The organism is Brevirhabdus sp. (assembly GCF_052826345.1).
Genome location: NZ_JBRBUA010000056.1, coordinates 1 through 16,632 on the forward strand (window position 1 = coordinate 1; position 16,632 = coordinate 16,632).

Sequence of the window (16,632 nt, forward strand, 5' to 3'; positions counted from 1 at the left end):
AGAGGAAGATCAGTTTTTCGGCGCGCAGCGCGATGGCGGCGGACACGGCCACGTCTTCCATGGTCAGGTTGAAGGCTTCGCCGGTGGGCGAGAAACCCAGCGGCGAGAGCAGCACGATGCCGCCTGCGTTCATGATGGCGCCGGCCAGCACGAACATCGGGATCGCGATCAGCGAGAATTTCGTCGATCCGTCGTACATGTCGAGCGCGATGGTCACCAGACTGTCGCTGCCCTCGGTCGCCAGCAGGCCCAGCACGCCGGCCAGGGCCAGGGCCACGGCGATGGGTACGTTGATGCAGATCATCGCCACCAGCGCCAGGAAAATCATAAGCATCAGCATCAGGCGCGGTCCTTGTTCTTGTGTAGCTCGGTCTCGACCTCTTCCTCGATCTCCGCGTGTTCGAGAGAGATCCCGGCGCGGGTCTTGGCCCAGTATTCGGGCAGGCTCAGCAACTGACCGAGAATGAACAATATGGCGCCGATGGGAATGACGGACTGGGTGAACTGCACCGGCACCCAGCGCAGCGACACCAGCCGGTCACCGGCCAGCACGTCCAGCACCTGAAACCCGGCGCGGGCCATCAGTACGAAGAAGGTCATCACCAGCGCCTCGGCCAGCAACATCGCCACCAGGCGGAATTTTCCCGGGATCGACAGCAGCACGGTGTCGAACCCGATGTGCCGCCGGTAAAGCGCGGCCAGTGCGGAGCCGTAATAGGTGATCCAGGCCAGCATGATCGCCGCGACCTCGTCGTACCAGCTGAAGCTTTCGCCGGCCAGGCGGGCCAGCACGGCGATGATGACCACCACGGTCAGCAGGACCATCAGAAGGATCGTGATCCATTCCAGCAACAGCCCGAAGACGCGCGCGATGCGTGCGAGCGGGCCCGAGTGCAGCACGGCGGGCTGGGCGGCCGGGCCTCGGGGTTTGTCGTCATCGGTATCCGGGACGGGGGCGGTGGTGGCTGACATGCAGCGGACTCCGGTAATGGTTCGGCTTGGCGAGCGGCGGCTGGGGGCGTGAAACCGATCGGCGTTTGGGTAGCGGGCGTGCGCCCGCGCGCGGGCGCCGCAGCCGGTGTCGGGTGCGGATCTGCCGGTGTCCGGGCCCGGCGGGGTGCCGGGCCCGGAAAATCAGGCAGCTGCCTGCGTCCCCGACCGGGCGATCAGCTGGATTTTCCCAGGCCCAGAACTTCCTGGATCATCGCGTCGCCGCCATCGACCTCGGCGGAGAACGCATCATAGATCGGCTTGGACGCCTCGATGAAGGCATCCTTGTCGGCCTCGTTCACCTCGACGCCCGCGTCCTTGATCACCTGCAACAGCTCGGTTTCCAGCTCGGCCGCCTTCTTGTAGGTGAAATCCTGCGTGGCGTTGGCGCAGTCGGTCAGGGTGGCTTTCACGTCGTCGGGCCATTTGTCCCAGGCCTTTTTCGAGGTCAGGATATAGGCGGGGGTGTAGACGTGCCCGGTGATCGACAGGTACTTCTGCACCTCCTGGAACTTGGCCGAAGCGATCTGCGCATAGGGGTTTTCCTGCCCGTCGATCACCCCGGTCTGAAGCGCGGTGAACACGTCGGAAAAGGCCATCGGCGTGGGGTTGGCGCCGTATTCCTGGAACATCTTGACCCGCCAGGTGCCGTTCGGCGTGCGCAGCTTGATGCCCTTCAGATCCTCGGGCTTGTTGATCGGGCGCACGTTGTTGGTGATGTGGCGAAAGCCGTTCTCGGCAAGGCCCACGATATGATAGCCGTTGTCTTCGGCGGCTTTCTGGAACTTGTCCATCATCGCGCCCTGCACGCGGCGCATGTGGTCGCGGTCCTTGATGATATAGGGCATCTCGAAGATGCCGAAGACATCATCGACCGAGGACATCACCGAAGAGGGCAGGGCAAAGTCCACCTGACCCAGCTTGAGCTTTTGCAAAAGCTCCTTGTCCTTGCCAAGCTGCGACGACCCGAAGGTCTGCACCTCCGCCTTGTCGCCCATCTTGCCGTTGACGCATTCGGCAAAGTTGTCGACCGACGCTTCGAACAGCGATCCCGGCGCGCCGACATGGCCGAACTTCATCGTCATCTCGGCGGCCATGCCCTGGCTGGCCGCTACGATGGAAACGGCCACGGCCGTTACAAGATTCGTGATTTTCATTTGTCTTTTTCCTCCCTGGTTTCTCTGGTGCAGCCCTGCGTGCCGGTTGCCTCCTCCTGCGTGCGGCGGCGTGATGCTGCGGTCTTCACTCTACGCTCGATCCGGTTTTTCCCGTCTGGTTTTTATCGAGATCTGCGGGCCCTCATTCCGCCGCGGCGTGCGCGCGGCCGGGTGTCTGCCCAAGCTTGTCCATGGCCGCCAGAACGCCGCCCGCCCTATGGGGTACGCCCGCGTCGCGCAGGCCCATCTCCACCCCCGACAGGGTGCCGCACAGCATCAGGTCGTTGAAATCGCCCAGATGCCCGATGCGGAACACCCGGTCGGCCACCTTGGACAGCCCGTTGCCCAGCGACATGTCGTAGTGGTCCAGCGTCACGGCGCGGAAGTTGTCCGCCGAATGGCCCTGGGGCATCATAACCGCCGTCAGCACGGGCGAGCGGTCTTCGGGCTTGGCGCAAAGCACCTCCAGACCCCAGGCCTCCACGGCGGCGCGGGTGGCGGCGCCGTGGCGGCTGTGGCGGGCGAAAACCTGATCCAGCCCTTCCTCATGCAGCATGGCGATCGCCTCGTTCAGCGCATAAAGCAGGTTGGTGGCGGGCGTGTAGGGGAAATAGCCCCTGTCGTTGGGGCCGGCCATTTCCGACCACGCCCAATAGGCCTTTTGCAGGCCCGCCGCTTGCGACGCCTTCATCGCCTTGTCGCTGATCGCGTTGAACGACAGCCCCGGCGGCAGCATCAGACCCTTTTGCGATCCGGCCACGGCCACGTCGACGCCCCAGTCGTCATGGCGGTAGTCGACCGAGGCCAGCGAAGAGATCGTATCGACCATCAGGAGCGCCGGATGCCCGGCCGCGTCGATGGCCTTGCGCACGCGGGCCACGTCGGTGACGGACCCGGTGGAGGTCTCGTTATGCACCACGCAGACCGCCTTGATCGCGTGCCCCTTGTCCGCGCGCAGCCGCTCGCCGATGGCGTCGGCGTCCGCGCCGGAGCGCCAGTCGCCTTCGATGAAGAGGGGCTTCAGGCCCAGGTTCTCGGCCAGCCGTTTCCACAGCATGGCGAAATGCCCCGTCTCATACATCAGCACCTGATCGCCGGGCGACAGGGTGTTGACCAGCGCCGCCTCCCACGCGCCGGTGCCCGATGAGGGATAGATCACGACGCGCCCCTCGGTCTTGAAGATGGCTTTCATCCCCTCCAGCGCGCTGCGGCCCACATCGGCAAAGGCCGGGCCGCGGTGGTCCATCGTAGGATAATCCATCGCGCGCAGCACGCGGTCCGGCACGTTCGAGGGGCCGGGGATTTGAAGGAAGTGACGTCCTGCTGGCATGTCCATGATCCTTTCCGGTGCACCTGGCGCCGCCTGCGCGGCCTGCCGCGGCAAGCGGCGCGTCGGCCCTGCTGCCGTTACGGAAGCTGATTTCTGTTGGAATTGAATTATGAATTCATTATTCAAGTCAAGGACGATTTGAACGTGGTGTCGGGAACAGAGCGGAATGCTTCGCGGTGGATTGCAGAACAGGCTGGCCCGATCGATAGAGGGAGAGGTGCTGTTCGACGCCTTCTCGCGCGGGCGCTACGCGACGGATGCTTCTCTTTACCAGATCATGCCCGCAGGCGTCGTCGTCGCGAAGACCGAAGGTGACATCGCGCGCGCGCTGGACGCCGCACGCGAAGCGGGCGTGCCGCTGACGATGCGCGGCGGGGGTACGTCGCAGTGCGGGCAGACGGTGAATTCCGGTCTGATCGTGGATTGCTCGCGCTATCTCAACAAGCTGGTGGAGCTCGACGTGGAGGGGCGCCGCGCGCTGGTGCAGCCGGGCATCGTGCTGGACGATCTGAACCGTCTGCTGAAAGCGCATGGGTTGTGGTTTCCCATCGACATCTCGACCGGGTCGCGCGCGACGATCGGCGGGATGGTGGGCAACAACTCCTGCGGGTCGCGTTCGCTGCGCTACGGCACCACGCGCGACAATGTCGACAGGGTGCGTGGTCTGCTGGTCGACGGCAGCGCCTTCGACTTCGGCCCCGGTTCGGGCAACGACGTCCCCGAGGTGCTGCTGCGCCAACTGCTGGACCTGGGCGCGCGCGAGGCCGATGAGATCGCGCGCCGGTTCCCCAAGGTGCAGCGCCGCGTGGGCGGCTACAACATCGACGCGCTGGTGCCGGGCGAGCCGCCGGTCAACCTGGCGCATTTGCTGATCGGGTCCGAGGGCACGCTGGCCATCAGCACCGAGATCGAGATCCGCCTGTCGCCCCTGCCGGGGCCGGACAAGGTTCTGGCGGTTTGCCATTTCCCCACCTTCCGCGCCGCCATGGAGGCCGCGCAGCATATCGTGGCGCTGGGCCCCACCTCGGTGGAGCTGGTGGATGCGACGATGCTCGGGCTGGCGCGGTCCATCCCGATGTATGTCAAGACGCTGGAGGCCTTCGTTCAGGGCGACCCCGCCGCGCTGCTGTTCGTGGAATTCGCCGACAGCGATGCGCAAAACCGCGCCAATGTCGCGCGGCTGCACGACACGATGTCCGATCTGGGCTTCGGCTTTGGTCGCGGCGGCGCGCATGAGGGCGGCGTGGTCGAGGTGTGGGACGGCGCGCTGGCCGCCGAGATAGGCGAGCTGCGCAAGGCCGGTCTCAACATCATGATGTCGATGAAGGAGGCGGGCAAGCCCGTGTCTTTCGTCGAGGATTGCGCCGTTCCGCTGGAACATCTGGCCGATTACACCGACCGGCTGACCGAGGTGTTCCACGCGCATGGGACCGAAGGCACCTGGTACGCCCACGCCTCCGAGGGATGCCTGCACGTCCGTCCGGTGCTGAACCTGAAGCTGGAGAAGGACGTGAAGGCGATGCGCGCCATCGCCGAGGAAGCCTTTGCCCTGGTGCGGGCGTACAAGGGGTCGCATTCCGGAGAGCACGGCGACGGGATCGTGCGGTCGGAATTTCATGCGGCGATGTTCGGCCCGCGGATCGTGCAGGCCTTTGAAGAGGTCAAGGATGCCTTCGACTCCGAGGGGCTGCTGAACCCCGGCAAGATCGTGCGCCCGCCGAAAATGGATGACCGCAGCCTGATGCGCTATCCGCCCGGCTATGCCTTTGAGGATCTGGACACCGCGCACGACTGGTCGGCCTGGACCGGCGCGGGCGGCGGTTTTCAGGGCGCGGTGGAGATGTGCAACAACAACGGCGCCTGTCGCAAGATGGCCGGGGGCGCGATGTGCCCCAGCTACCGCGTCACCCGTGACGAGCGTGACGTGACGCGGGGGCGGGCCAACACGCTGCGGCTGGCGCTGTCGGGCAAGCTGGGGCGCGATGCGCTTTACGACGACGCGATGGCGGAGACGCTGAAGCTCTGCGTCAGCTGCAAGGCCTGCAAGCGCGAATGTCCCACCGGCGTCGACATGGCGAAGATGAAGACCGAGGTGCTCTACCAGCGCGGCAAGAAGCTGGGCTTTGGCCGCCGCGAAAGGCTCATCGCCCATCTGCCGCGCTATGCCCGCGCGGGCGGCGCGTTGCGCGCGGCGATTGCGCTGCGCAACCGGGTGCCGGGCATCGCCGCGTTGGGCGAACGGATCACCGGCTTTGCTCGTGGCCGCAGCCTGCCGCAGTTCGCCCCCGACCCCTTCCGCGATGCGGAAATCGAGCAGGAGGCCGCGCGCGGCCGCAAGGGCGGACATGAGGTGGTGCTCTTCGCCGACACCTTCAGCCGCTGGCTGGAACCCGCGATCCCGCGCGCTGCGCTGCGGGTGCTGCGCCGGGCCGGATACCGCGTGCGCGCGCCGGAGGCCCCGGGCGGGCGGGCGCTGTGCTGCGGGCGCACCTATCTGGCCGCGGGCATGGTCGATGAGGCAAGGGCCGAGGCGCGGCGCACGATCGACGCGCTGATGCCGCACATCCGCGCCGGGCGCAGCGTCCTGGGGCTGGAACCCTCGTGCCTGCTGACGCTGCGCGATGAATTCCTGACCCTGCTGCCCGGAGAGGACGCCAGGGCGCTGTCGGAAAACGCGCGGCTCTTCGAGGAATTCGTGGCGCAGGAACGCAAGGCGGGCGGCTTCAGGCTGCCATTGTCGCGGGACGCGGAAAAGGCCTATGTGCATGGGCATTGCCACCAGAAGGCCTTTGGCGTGATGAGCGACATGGAGGCCGCGCTAGGGGCGCTGCCGGGGCTCGACGCCTCGGTCATCGAATCGGGCTGCTGCGGGATGGCGGGCGCCTTCGGCTACGCGGCCGAGACGCAGGAGGTGTCGCGCGCGATGGGCGAGCTGTCGCTGCTGCCCGCGGTGCGCGCGGCCGAGGGTGATGCGCTGATCGTGGCCAACGGCACCTCCTGCCGGCACCAGATCGCCGACGGTACCGGCCGCCGCGCGCTGCACATCGCGGAGATCTTCGACCGGGCCAGTCGCACGGGCGGCGCAAGCAAGACGGGCGGGGGCGCGCTGCCCGGTTCCGTCAGCTCGGAGGGCGCGCAATGAGCGGCGATGCACCGCAACCCATCGGGCGCACGGCGCTGGCGGTGGAGGTCACCGACCGGCTGCGGCGGATGATCCTGGACGGGCGGCTGCACCCCGGCGACAAGGTGCGCGAAAAGGCGCTGACGGAAAGCTTCGGCGTGTCGCGCACCCCGTTGCGCGAGGCGCTGAAGGTGCTGGCCGCCGAAGGGCTGCTGGATCTGATCCCCAACCGCGGCGCCATCGTGGCCTTGCAGACGGGGCTGGAGCTGAGGGAGATCTTTCCCGTGCTCGCGGCGCTGGAAGCGTTGGCCTGCGAACAGGCCGCCGTCGCGGCCTCGCGCGCGGAGCTCGATGGCATCGCCGCGCTGACCGGCGATCTGCGCGTGTCATACGAGCGCGCGGACCGGGCCAGCTATTTCGACGTGAACCAGTCCATACACAGCGCGATCATGGCGGCGGGCAAGAACACCACCCTGATGCGGTCGCATTCGGTTCTGGCGGGCCGGGTGCAGCGGGCCCGCTATCAGGCCAACCTGACCCCCGCGCGCTGGGCGCAGGCGGTGGACGAGCATGAGCAGATCAGCGCCGCACTGGCCGCGCGCGATGCGGAATGCGCGGGCAATCTGATGAAGCGGCACATGCTGAACAAGCTGCACGCCCTGATGGCCGCGCGCAGCGGTGACCAGCGGCGCTGAGACAGGGCCTCCGGCGGGGATATTTCTGCCTTTTGGAAGCGCAGGCGTCTGCGGGCTGCCCGCGCGCGGATGGAGACAATCGTGAGGGCGGCGCCCAGCAGGCAAGCCCCGGGGTCATTGCAGATGCGCATCGGCCCAGAGCGGAAGGCGCGCCGACAGCATCGGCGGGGTCGGCGCGCGGAAACGGGCACAGTGGTGTGCAATGGCTTTCCTTCGGGTGGCAAGGCTGTTCTAACCCTTCTGTCAATCGTCAGGGAGGCCCCATGCAGCGCATCGATCTGCCGGAGCGTGAAAACTGGAAAGCGCTCGCCGATGAGGCGGGATTTCGGTTTCACACCATGCACGGAGAGCCTTACTGGGACGAGGCTTCCGCCTATCGCTTCTCGCTGCAACAGGTCGAGGACGATATCGAGGATCCTGCGACGGAGCTTCATGCGATGTGCCGCCAGGCGGTGGCGGAGGTCTGCGCCTCGGGCGAGATGATGTCCCGGCTGGGCATCCCCGAGGCCCATCACGCGCTGATCGCCGACAGCTGGCAGGCGCGCGAGCCCGAGCTTTATGGCCGCTTCGATCTGGTCTACGACGGCACCGGCCCGGCGAAGATGATCGAATACAACGCCGACACCCCCACCGCGCTTTACGAGAGCGCCGCGTTTCAATGGCGCTGGCTGGAAGATCAGATCGCCGCCGGCGTGCTGCCCGAGGGGGCCGATCAGTTCAACCGCATTCATGAAGCCATCGTCGAACGGTTCGAGAAGATTTTCGAAACGGGCGCTCATGTGCATTTCACGTCCGCCGAGGGGGTGGAGGAAGACTACGCCACCGTCGAGCAGCTGGCCTGGGCCGCGCGTGAGGCCGACCTGGGCGCGCATTACACCGCGCTGGAAAAGATCGGCGTGTCCGAGAACGGCCAGTTCACCGACGACGAGGACCGTGTGATCGGCGCGCTCTTCAAGCTCTACCCTTGGGAGGATCTGCTGCGCGATCCCTTCGCCGAACATCTGGCCGGGGCGCATTGCCGTTTTCTCGAACCCCCGTGGAAGGCGCTGGTGTCCAACAAGGGGCTGTTGCCCGTGCTCTGGCAGATGTTCGAGGGTCACCCCAACCTGTTGCCCGCCTTTTTCGCGGAGGATGCCGACAGCGACGCCGCGCGCGCCGCGCTGGGCGGCAGCCATGTGCGAAAGCCGATCTTTTCGCGCGAGGGGGCGGGCGTGCGCATCACGCGCAACGGCGCGCTTCTGGAAGAGGCGAGGGATCGCAGCTATGACGCGCATCCCTTCATCGTGCAGGGCTATGCGCCGCTGCCCACGTTTTCGGAAATGCACCCCATCATCGGCGCCTGGATCGTGGGCGAAAGCTGCGTCGGCATGGGCCTGCGCGAAGATCGCAGCCGCATCACGCAGGATCTGTCGCGCTTCAAGGCGCATTTCATTTCCGCCTGACATCGCCGGGGCCGCGCGGGAATTGCGTCTGGCGGCTCGACAATGCGGGCGCTTGCGACGATGCTGGCCGATGCCGCAACGACCGCCGAAAGGGACATGTCATGACGCCACGCCGAAAGAGATCCCGCAGGGTGAACCTCGCCATCATGGGCGCGGCCGCCTTTACGCTGGCGGCGTGCAAGCACGATACGGTGGAAACCAAGGTCTTTCCCTCGGTCGAAGACTGCAAGCAGGCCAGCACGGGCGGCGATGGGTCGCTGAGCGCGGCCGAGTGCCAGGCCGCTTTCGACGAGGCCTTGCAGGAGCATCGCAAGGCCGCGCCCAGCTACACCGATCAGGCCCTTTGCGAGGAGCAGCACGGCACGGGCTCCTGCGTTGCCGATGACCGGCAGGGCGGCGGGGGCAGCTTTTTCATGCCGCTTCTGGCCGGGTACATGATCGGCAATCTTCTGGGCGGCGGGCGCGGTCTGGCATCGGCGCGCCCGCTCTACCGCACCGGCGGCGGCGGATTTTCCACGCCCAACGGCAACGCGGTGTTCAATGCCAACCGGGGCACCGCGAAGGTCTCGCCCAAGGCGTTCGCGCCGGTCACCGCATCGGGTATCGCCAAGCCGATGAGCCGCTCTGCCGTCGCGGCGCGGGGCGGGTTCGGGGCCACCGGCGCCGGGCGCGGTTTCGGCGGCTAGGGTGCGGACTCCTGAAACCTGGTGCAGAGCGTGCCGAAGCGAGGAGGGCGGCTGCGAGGTGGTGTGTGGCTGTCTTCTCCTGGCGGGGTGACGATCTTCCGGACGTTCTCCAGTGAGGAAAGCGACCCGGATCGCCGCCGCAGGAAATCCCCTTTACGGGTGCACAGCTGAGGCAGACCGGGGCTTTTCCGCCCAAGCGAAAGAACATGCCCGGTTCGTGCGCTTTACACGCAAAACAATTCTTTTCCTGCGCCTGCCCGCGATGTATTGTTGCCGTTAGGTCGCCTGGTGTCAGCGTATATTCTCGCGCTAGGGCACGCCGCGATTTTCTATTTCGATTGTTGTTTTTTCAGAGGCATGGAATGTCCGTCCGTATTTTCAGGTGCAGTGACTGCGGTCACAGGATGCGCCTTTCTGGCCGTCGGTGTGGCCTTTGCTTTTGCGACAAGTCGGTTTGGCAGCGCCCGTATCTCTATCTGGCGCTGGCTGCGGCCCTGTCGCTTGGTGTGCTGCTTTATCCGATGATCTGAGGGGGCAGCCGGGCCGCTCGCGACGCTGGGCGGTGGTTTCCGGCGCGCCAGAACCGCAACGGGCAATCACGCCTTGGCGAAATGTCCGGCGATGACGGAAATGATGCTGGCCGAGGAATAGGGCCGCCCGACGTAGATCCAGCCTTCGCCCAGATCGGTCGGCACGCTGTGGCTGCCTTTCAGGATCACGATCCCGCCTTCGCGCATCAGAATCGCGTCGGCCAGCCCGCTGCCGGTGATCTCGGCGGCGGCGGAATTGACGAAGGCAAGCGTCAGCGACGGCATCGCGTCGAGCTGACGCAAGGCGGAGGCGGTGTTCGGTACGCTGTATACTATGGAGCCCGGCCATTCGCCCTGAATGGTTTCCGCAAGATCGCTCGCGATGACGGGATTGCCCTCAACGATCAGGAATACGGCCGCTGGCCGGGCCTTTGCGTCGGATGAAATATCCACTCGTACTGCGGCCCCCCGGGCCAATACTCTTCTTTACAGGCGCATATGTGGAACAGTTTGCCCCGGGCCGCATTAAACTGTGACATAGAAGGAAAACTTTTTACCGATGGTCATCAAGTGCTCTGACTGCCCGCTTCAGCGCAAGCCGCTCTTCAAAGACCTCACCGAAGAGGAAGAGCGGTTCATGTTTCGGTTCAAGGCCGGAGAGCTGACGGTGGAACCGGGCACGAGCCTGCTGATGGAAGGGTCCAACAGCCCCCAGCTTTTCACTGCGCTGCGCGGGATGGGGCTGCGCTACAAGACGCTGCCCAATGGCCGCAGGCAGGTCATCAGCTTTATCTTTCCGGGCGATTTCGTCGGGCTTCAGGCCGGCATCATGGGCGAGATGAGCCATTCGGTCGAGGCGACGACGCACATGACGCTGTGCGTGTTCAACCGTGCCGATCTGTGGTCGCTGTTCAAATCCCATTCGCACAGGGCGTTCGATCTGACCTGGCTGGCCGCGACAGAGGAGCATTTCCTGGGCGAGGCGCTGACCTCGCTGGGCCAGCGGACCGCGCAACAGCGGGTCGCCTGGGCCCTGACGCGGATCTTCAGGCGCGGTCAGGCGCTCAACATGGTCAAGAACGGCGCGATGATGCTGCCCTACAGGCAGCAGGATCTGGCGGATGCGCTGGGATTGTCGCTGGTGCACACCAACAAGACCCTTGCCAAGCTGCGCGACCGGCAACTTGTCGGGTGGAGCGACGGGATGCTGACGGTTCATGATCTGAAGGCTCTGGCCGAAGTCGCGGAAATGGAACTCGACGACGTCCGCCAGCGCCCGCTGATGTAACAGCCGACCCAGGGCGCGCGGGGGCCGACGATGGGCCTGCCCCTCCCCCGTGTTCTCCGCGCGGTGTCGGGCGCCGTGTCAGGCGACGTTCTTGAGATCCTGTTTCACCTGCTCCTCGATCTTGTCGAGCGGCAGGTTGGTGAGGTTCTTGTCGATCTGCGCCACGATCCGGCTTTCGACCTCGCCGTGCAGATGCTTGCGCACCTCGCCCAGCACATGAGGGGCCGCGATCAGCACGAGCGAGGAAAAATCCTGTTTCAATGCGTGGCGGTTCAGCATCTCGGCCAGATCGTCGGCAAAGCGATCCTTGGCCAGCTGATGCCAATCGGTATCCGCCATGGCCGAGCGCTGTTGCCCGGTGCTGTCGCTGACGCGTCCCGGACGGTTCGCGGCCTGGTCGCGCGACGGCGGATTTTCCTGCGTTTCCTTTTCGATCACACTGAAATTCGGAAAGTCGCCATCGCCGAGGTTTTCCAGCAGCAGCGCCTTTTCGCTGTCTGCCACCACGATCCACGTTCCTGTTTTCAACTTTGTCATGACGCGACCCTTTCTCCTGTCGTGCCGCCCAAGCGATCGGGGCGGCCTCACCAAAAGAACGCGACGGGTTCGGGGGCGGTTCCTGCGATCCGCCGCAGGCACGGCAAAAGGGGCGAAAGGAAGCTCAGCTTTCGATATAGGCGTCGGCCACCTGCGCGCCGCGTTCGCCCATGGGGCGGTCGGGGCCGATGGTGGAATCCTCCTTGGTACGCAATTCCAGTTCCGCGTTCAGCGCGGCCCCCATGAAAATCGACAGCGCCGACAGGTAGAACCACATCAGCAGCGAAATCGCCGCCCCGATCGAGCCGTAGACCTCGTTGTAGCTTTTGAAGTTCTTCAGATAGAGCGACAGCGCCATCGACACGCCCACCCAAAGCAGCACCGCAAGGATCGACCCCGGTGAGATCCAGGCGACCTTGGCCGCGCGGCGGTTGGGGCCGAGGCGATAGATCACCCCCAGCCCCATGACCAGCACCATGCCCGCGATGAACCAGCGAAGCACCTCGACCGCCCAGGCCGAATAGGCGCCCAGCGGCAGCACGGCGAGCAGCACCGGCGTCACCACCACCGCCAGCAGCGCGACGATGGCGATCATGATCAGCGAGCCCGTGATCGCCAGGGCCGAAAAGATCCGGTAGACCCCGCTGCGGTGCGGCTCGCGGTAGATCGCGTTCAGCCCGCGCACCAGCGCCGCCACCCCCGCGCGCGCCGACCAGAATGCCGCCATGATCGACAGCAGCGTGGTCCAGCCGAGGGTCTCGGGGCGCGCCGTCATCAGGTTGTCCATCTGCTCGTTCAGAAGCGAGAACACCTCGTTCGGCACGAATTGCCGGATCAGGTCCATCTGCCCGTTGATCACGCCCGGATCGGCCACAAGTCCCCAGATCGCGATGATCGCGGCCAGCCCCGGAAAAATGGCGAGCATACCGAAAAAGCCGACACCCGCGGAAATCAGGCTCAGGTTCTTTTCATCAACGGCGACGATGACGCCGACCAGCGCTTTCCACCATACGCGAAGGGATTGGTGCCGCGGCTTCGTCATTCACCCCGATGTCCCGTCACAGTCGGCCGGACGCGGGGCGTGGCCCGGCGAAAAGCCAGATGATGAAACCCAGCAGCGGCAGCAGAATGACCAGCAGCGTCCAAAGTACCTTCTTGCCCGTGCTCGCGTTCGACCCGATGATCGAAACGATTGCCCAGATATCCAGCACCAGCAGGATCAGCCCCCCGATTCCCGAAACCTTTACCATTTCCCGTCTCCTTGCTGGTGAGCGGCGCCTTTCGCTACGGCCGCCGCCCGGTGGTGTTTCATCGCCTTGATACGGCCTTGCGGCGCAACGTCACAGTCCGGCGGACAGCACGGGCGAAGGCGGCCTTGGCCCTTCAAGCTACCGGCGGGCAGGAAACCTGCGCAACCATTGAATTAATTGGTGTAGCGGCCCCCGGCGCCGCGCTGTCATTCGACAACGCCGGGCCGCAACGCCGGGTTCCCGGCAGGGGCGATACATGCGCCTTGGGCCCGGGCGGGCGCTTCTGGCGCATGGGAAAACACGCGCGCCCTGTCAAAATGCGCGCGCAGACTTAGATCTTGACGACACAAAGAGGAGGAATGACATGATCAAGAAAATCGCAATCACGATCGCCGCCCTTGCGCTGACCGGCCCGGCCTTCGCCGAAAGCCACACGATGAGCGCAGATGCCACGGCGGAGCTGGCCCCGCCCACGGGCGACGCGGCCGCCGGCGAGAAGGATTTCCGCAAGTGCAAGGCCTGCCATTCCGTCATCGACGACGAGGGCAAGAAGATCGTCAGGGGCGGTAAGGTCGGCCCGAACCTCTACGGCGTGGTCGGTCGTCAGGCCGGATCGCTGGAGGACTACAACTACGGCGATTCCATCGTCGCCGCGGGCGAGGGCGGCCTGATCTGGAACGAGGAGCATTTCGTCGGCTTCGTCGAAGATCCCAAGGGATACCTGGCCGAGGTTCTGGACGACAAGAGCGCGCGCTCGAAGATGTCGTTCAAGCTTCGCAAGGGGGCGGCTGACGTCTACGCCTATCTCGCCTCCGTCGGGCCCGACATGAGCGGCGAAATGGACGCAGACAAGGCGGGCGCGGCCGAAACCTCGAACTGAGGACGCCGCCGGGCCGCGCGGGGCACCCCCCCCCGCGCGGCCCGATCCGTGCTATTCCAGACCGGCGAAGACCTGCCGCGCGTGCCGGTCCAGGTAAATCCGCAGCCAGGGCGTGAAACGCTCGGGCGCGGCGGCGATTTCCGCGCGCAGATCCGGCAGGCTCAGCCAGCGGTAGCTCGATACTTCTTCGGGGTCGGGCGCAATGCGCAGGGTGGCGGTGTCGGCCTGTGCCACGAATATATCCACGATTTCGTTCTCGATCAGATCGGGCGGCACCTCGGCGCGGTAGCTCACCCGACCGCGCGGCGTGCAGGCAAGCCCCTCGATTCCCAGTTCCTGCCGCAGCCGCCTGTGGGCGCAATCGGCGGGGGTTTCGCCCCAGTCGGGATGGGTGCAGCAGCTGTTGGCCCAAAGGCCGGGCGTGTGGTACTTGCCCGCCGCGCGGCGCTGGATCAGCGTGCGCGCGCCGTCCATGACAAAAACCGAGACCGCCGGATGTTGCAGCCCCTCGCGGTGAACCAGCATCTTGTCCAGCGGCGTCAGGACGCCGTCTTGCCATGCGGGTATGTTCATCTGCCCTCTCGTCAATCCCGCCTTCGCGCCTTGCGCGGGTGGCGTCCGATTCCTGCTCCGGCGCTGTCCTAACCCTGCCGGAACAGGTTTGTCATGTCGAACAGGCCTTCGAGTGCCGTCATGCGTACCGATGTCTCGGGCCAGATACGTGCCCGAACCGACGCGACAAGCGCTTCCAGGAGGACCATCGTGGCGACATTGCTGTCCCAGGCCGAGGCCATCTCGATCCCGCAACTGAACGAATGACGCGCCACCTTGGCGATGGGAGAACCGCATGGATCGGTCAGGAGGAGCACGCTCTCCCCGCGCGCGGCAGCCCGTTCCGCCCGCCGCAGAAGGTTGCTTTCCTACCACCGGATGTCGAATATCACCAGAACGTCGCCCGGCGCGCGGACGATGCGCCCTGCGACGATGTAAAGGCGGCTGTCGGCATCGTCCATTCCGCGACATGGGAACAGGAAAGCTTCGATGCCGTGGTGGCCGATTGGGAAATCGCCCGCGGGTTTGAGCTGAGCTGAGGTGAGTTGAGGTGAAGAGGCCATGAACAACAGGTTGAAATGCATCGCGCCGCAGGTTCTGGGCAGCGCCACGGATGAGATATGGGTGATGCGCGACGAAAGCTCCGGCACCGTCGGGGGCATCATGAAGGTCGCCGACGACGAGGAGGCGCTGCGCCTGACGACGGACAGCCGCTACCGGCTGACCGCCTCGATCTGGACGCGCGAGGCCGATGCGGCCGAGGCGCTGGCTGCCCGGATCGAGACCGGCACCGTCTTCCTGAACCGTCAGGACTATCTCGACCCGGCGCTGTGCCGGACCGGCTGCAAGCAGACCGGGCGTGGCGGCGCACGACCTTTCATCGGATATCAGAACCTGACCCGCCCCACATCCTATCCCTTCAAGAAAGCCGAGACATGACGTTTGCCGCGAACTGGTCCTACCCCACCGCGATCCGCTTCGGCGCCGGTCGTATCGAGGAAATCGGACCGGCCTGCGCGGCGGCGGGCATCTCCGCCCCGCTGCTGGTGACGGACCGGGGGCTGGCCTCGCTGCCGATCACCGCCGCCACGCTGGACCTGATGGAGGCCGCGGGCCTGGGGCGGGGCATCTTTTCCGAGGTCGACCCTAACCCCAACGAAAAGAACCTCAGCGCGGGTGTAGAGGCTTTCCTCGACGGCCGCCATGACGGCGTCATCGCCTTCGGAGGCGGCTCGGGGCTGGATCTGGGAAAGATGGTCGCCTTCATGGCCGGGCAGACCCGCCCGGTCTGGGATTTCGAGGATGTGGGCGATTGGTGGACCCGCGCCGACGCCGCGGCCATCGCGCCCATCGTCGCCGTGCCCACCACCGCGGGCACCGGGTCAGAGGTGGGCCGCGCCAGCGTCATCACCAATTCGCGGACCCATGTGAAAAAGATCATCTTTCACCCCAAGGTGCTGCCCGCCGTGGTGATCTGCGACCCCGAGCTGACCGTGGGCATGCCGCCCGCGATCACCGCGGGCACCGGCATGGACGCCTTCGCCCATTGCCTGGAGGCCTATTGCTCGCCGCATTACCACCCCATGAGCCAGGGCATCGCGCTGGAGGGGATGCGCCTGGTCCGGGAATATCTGCCGCGGGCCTACGCCGATGGCACCGACCTGGAAGCCCGCGCCCAGATGATGAGCGCCGCCGCGATGGGCGCCACCGCCTTTCAGAAGGGGCTGGGCGCGATCCACGCGCTGTCGCACCCGGTCGGCGCGATCTACAACACACACCACGGCACCACCAACGCCGTCGTCATGCCCGCCGTGCTGAAGATGAACCGCCCCGAGGTGGAGGCGCGTCTGGCCCGCGCCGCCGCCTACCTGGGCCTCGAGGGCGGGTTCGACGGGTTCTTTCAGTGGGTCATGGACCTGCGCCACGAGCTGTCGATCCCCCAGACGCTGGGCGCGCTGGGCGTGGGCCGTGACCGCATCGACGAAATGGTGCCGATGGCGCTGAGCGATCCCAGCTGCGGCGGCAATCCGGTCCCGCTGACGCGGGCCAACCTGCGCGCGCTGTTCGAGGAGACCATCGGCTAGGCTGGGGGCCGTCGCGTCCCCGCCCGCCGCGCGCCCCGTCGGTAGGAAACCGCGCCTTTGACGCCGTCCCGAGACAGCCCGGCGCCGGAG

General features: G+C 65.9%; 18 protein-coding genes and 1 pseudogene. 9 read left to right on the forward strand and 10 right to left on the reverse strand.

The annotated features are described in order from the left end of the window. The 4 genes from ACU0BR_RS06620 to ACU0BR_RS06635 all read right to left on the reverse strand — a co-directional run. Positions 1-340, reverse strand: a 340-nt coding sequence (locus ACU0BR_RS06620; RefSeq protein ID WP_446156058.1) for a TRAP transporter large permease subunit, incomplete at its 3' end; no start/stop codon positions are given. Continuing rightward, the gene (locus ACU0BR_RS06625; RefSeq protein WP_446156059.1) at positions 340-972 is read right to left on the reverse strand and encodes a TRAP transporter small permease; all 633 of its coding nucleotides are present in this window, start codon (positions 970-972) and stop codon (positions 340-342) included. The genes ACU0BR_RS06620 and ACU0BR_RS06625, both read right to left, overlap by 1 nt. Positions 973-1,166: 194 nt before the next feature. Further along, on the reverse strand, positions 1,167-2,147 hold the full coding sequence (locus ACU0BR_RS06630) for a TRAP transporter substrate-binding protein (protein ID WP_446156060.1): 981 nt from the start codon (positions 2,145-2,147) through the stop codon (positions 1,167-1,169). 142 nt (positions 2,148-2,289) lie between these two features. Further along, positions 2,290-3,477 carry a pyridoxal-phosphate-dependent aminotransferase family protein gene (locus ACU0BR_RS06635; protein ID WP_446156061.1) on the reverse strand — a complete coding sequence of 396 codons (1,188 nt, stop codon included), beginning with the start codon at positions 3,475-3,477 and terminating at the stop codon, positions 2,290-2,292. Positions 3,478-3,643: 166 nt separating this feature from the next. Between ACU0BR_RS06635 and ACU0BR_RS06640 the strand changes: the two genes are divergently transcribed. From ACU0BR_RS06640 to ACU0BR_RS06655, 4 genes are all read left to right on the forward strand, one after another. Next, positions 3,644-6,619: an FAD-binding and (Fe-S)-binding domain-containing protein gene (locus tag ACU0BR_RS06640; protein ID WP_446156062.1), complete on the forward strand. Its 2,976-nt coding sequence runs from the start codon at positions 3,644-3,646 to the stop codon at positions 6,617-6,619. Beyond that, positions 6,616-7,293, forward strand: coding sequence for a GntR family transcriptional regulator (locus ACU0BR_RS06645; protein ID WP_446156063.1), 678 nt, complete (start codon positions 6,616-6,618; stop codon positions 7,291-7,293). Before ACU0BR_RS06640 ends, ACU0BR_RS06645 begins: the two co-directional genes overlap by 4 nt. A 263-nt stretch (positions 7,294-7,556) precedes the next feature. Continuing rightward, complete coding sequence (locus ACU0BR_RS06650; protein WP_446156064.1) at positions 7,557-8,735, forward strand: glutathionylspermidine synthase family protein; 1,179 nt, start codon at positions 7,557-7,559, stop codon at positions 8,733-8,735. Between the two features lie 101 nt (positions 8,736-8,836). After that, on the forward strand, positions 8,837-9,421 hold the full coding sequence (locus tag ACU0BR_RS06655) for a DUF1190 domain-containing protein (RefSeq protein ID WP_446156065.1): 585 nt from the start codon (positions 8,837-8,839) through the stop codon (positions 9,419-9,421). 596 nt (positions 9,422-10,017) lie between these two features. Here ACU0BR_RS06655 and ACU0BR_RS06660 read toward each other — a convergent pair. Further along, positions 10,018-10,404, reverse strand: a complete 387-nt coding sequence (locus tag ACU0BR_RS06660; protein WP_446156066.1) for a hypothetical protein — start codon at positions 10,402-10,404, stop codon at positions 10,018-10,020. A 106-nt stretch (positions 10,405-10,510) separates the two neighbouring features. Here ACU0BR_RS06660 and ACU0BR_RS06665 point away from each other — a divergent pair, with 106 nt between their 5' ends. Continuing rightward, a complete protein-coding gene (locus tag ACU0BR_RS06665; RefSeq protein WP_446156067.1) occupies positions 10,511-11,239 on the forward strand; it encodes a Crp/Fnr family transcriptional regulator in 729 nt (242 codons plus the stop codon). A 78-nt stretch (positions 11,240-11,317) separates the two neighbouring features. Here ACU0BR_RS06665 and ACU0BR_RS06670 read toward each other — a convergent pair whose 3' ends face one another. The 3 genes from ACU0BR_RS06670 to ACU0BR_RS06680 form a co-directional block, all read right to left on the reverse strand. Further along, on the reverse strand, positions 11,318-11,776 hold the full coding sequence (locus tag ACU0BR_RS06670) for a host attachment family protein (protein ID WP_446156068.1): 459 nt from the start codon (positions 11,774-11,776) through the stop codon (positions 11,318-11,320). Positions 11,777-11,900: 124 nt separating this feature from the next. Then, positions 11,901-12,818 carry a YihY/virulence factor BrkB family protein gene (locus tag ACU0BR_RS06675; protein ID WP_446156069.1) on the reverse strand — a complete coding sequence of 306 codons (918 nt, stop codon included), beginning with the start codon at positions 12,816-12,818 and terminating at the stop codon, positions 11,901-11,903. Between the two features lie 16 nt (positions 12,819-12,834). Continuing rightward, a complete protein-coding gene (locus tag ACU0BR_RS06680; protein WP_446156070.1) occupies positions 12,835-13,026 on the reverse strand; it encodes a PLDc N-terminal domain-containing protein in 192 nt (63 codons plus the stop codon). Positions 13,027-13,390: 364 nt separating this feature from the next. Between ACU0BR_RS06680 and ACU0BR_RS06685 the strand changes: the two genes are divergently transcribed. Further along, positions 13,391-13,906, forward strand: a complete 516-nt coding sequence (locus ACU0BR_RS06685; RefSeq protein ID WP_446156071.1) for a c-type cytochrome — start codon at positions 13,391-13,393, stop codon at positions 13,904-13,906. Between the two features lie 51 nt (positions 13,907-13,957). Here the strand turns inward: ACU0BR_RS06685 and idi are convergent, their stop codons facing one another. Next, positions 13,958-14,479 carry an isopentenyl-diphosphate Delta-isomerase gene (gene idi / locus ACU0BR_RS06690; RefSeq protein WP_446156072.1) on the reverse strand — a complete coding sequence of 174 codons (522 nt, stop codon included), beginning with the start codon at positions 14,477-14,479 and terminating at the stop codon, positions 13,958-13,960. A 68-nt stretch (positions 14,480-14,547) separates the two neighbouring features. Beyond that, entirely contained in the window at positions 14,548-14,775 is a 228-nt protein-coding gene (locus ACU0BR_RS06695; protein ID WP_446156073.1) for a hypothetical protein, read from the reverse strand. Here ACU0BR_RS06695 and ACU0BR_RS06700 point away from each other — a divergent pair. The 3 genes and pseudogenes from ACU0BR_RS06700 (at position 14,722) to ACU0BR_RS06710 (ending at position 16,542) form a co-directional block, all read left to right on the forward strand. Then, entirely contained in the window at positions 14,722-14,997 is a 276-nt protein-coding gene (locus ACU0BR_RS06700; RefSeq protein ID WP_446156096.1) for a hypothetical protein, read from the forward strand. The two genes, ACU0BR_RS06695 and ACU0BR_RS06700, sit on opposite strands and share 54 nt — an antisense overlap. A 43-nt stretch (positions 14,998-15,040) precedes the next feature. Next, positions 15,041-15,397: pseudogene (locus tag ACU0BR_RS06705) on the forward strand (aldehyde dehydrogenase family protein); the annotation flags it as partial. After that, positions 15,394-16,542 (forward strand): iron-containing alcohol dehydrogenase, encoded by a 1,149-nt coding sequence (locus tag ACU0BR_RS06710; RefSeq protein ID WP_446156074.1) that lies wholly within the window; start codon positions 15,394-15,396, stop codon positions 16,540-16,542. The pseudogene ACU0BR_RS06705 and the gene ACU0BR_RS06710, both read left to right, overlap by 4 nt. Positions 16,543-16,632 lie beyond the last annotated feature (90 nt).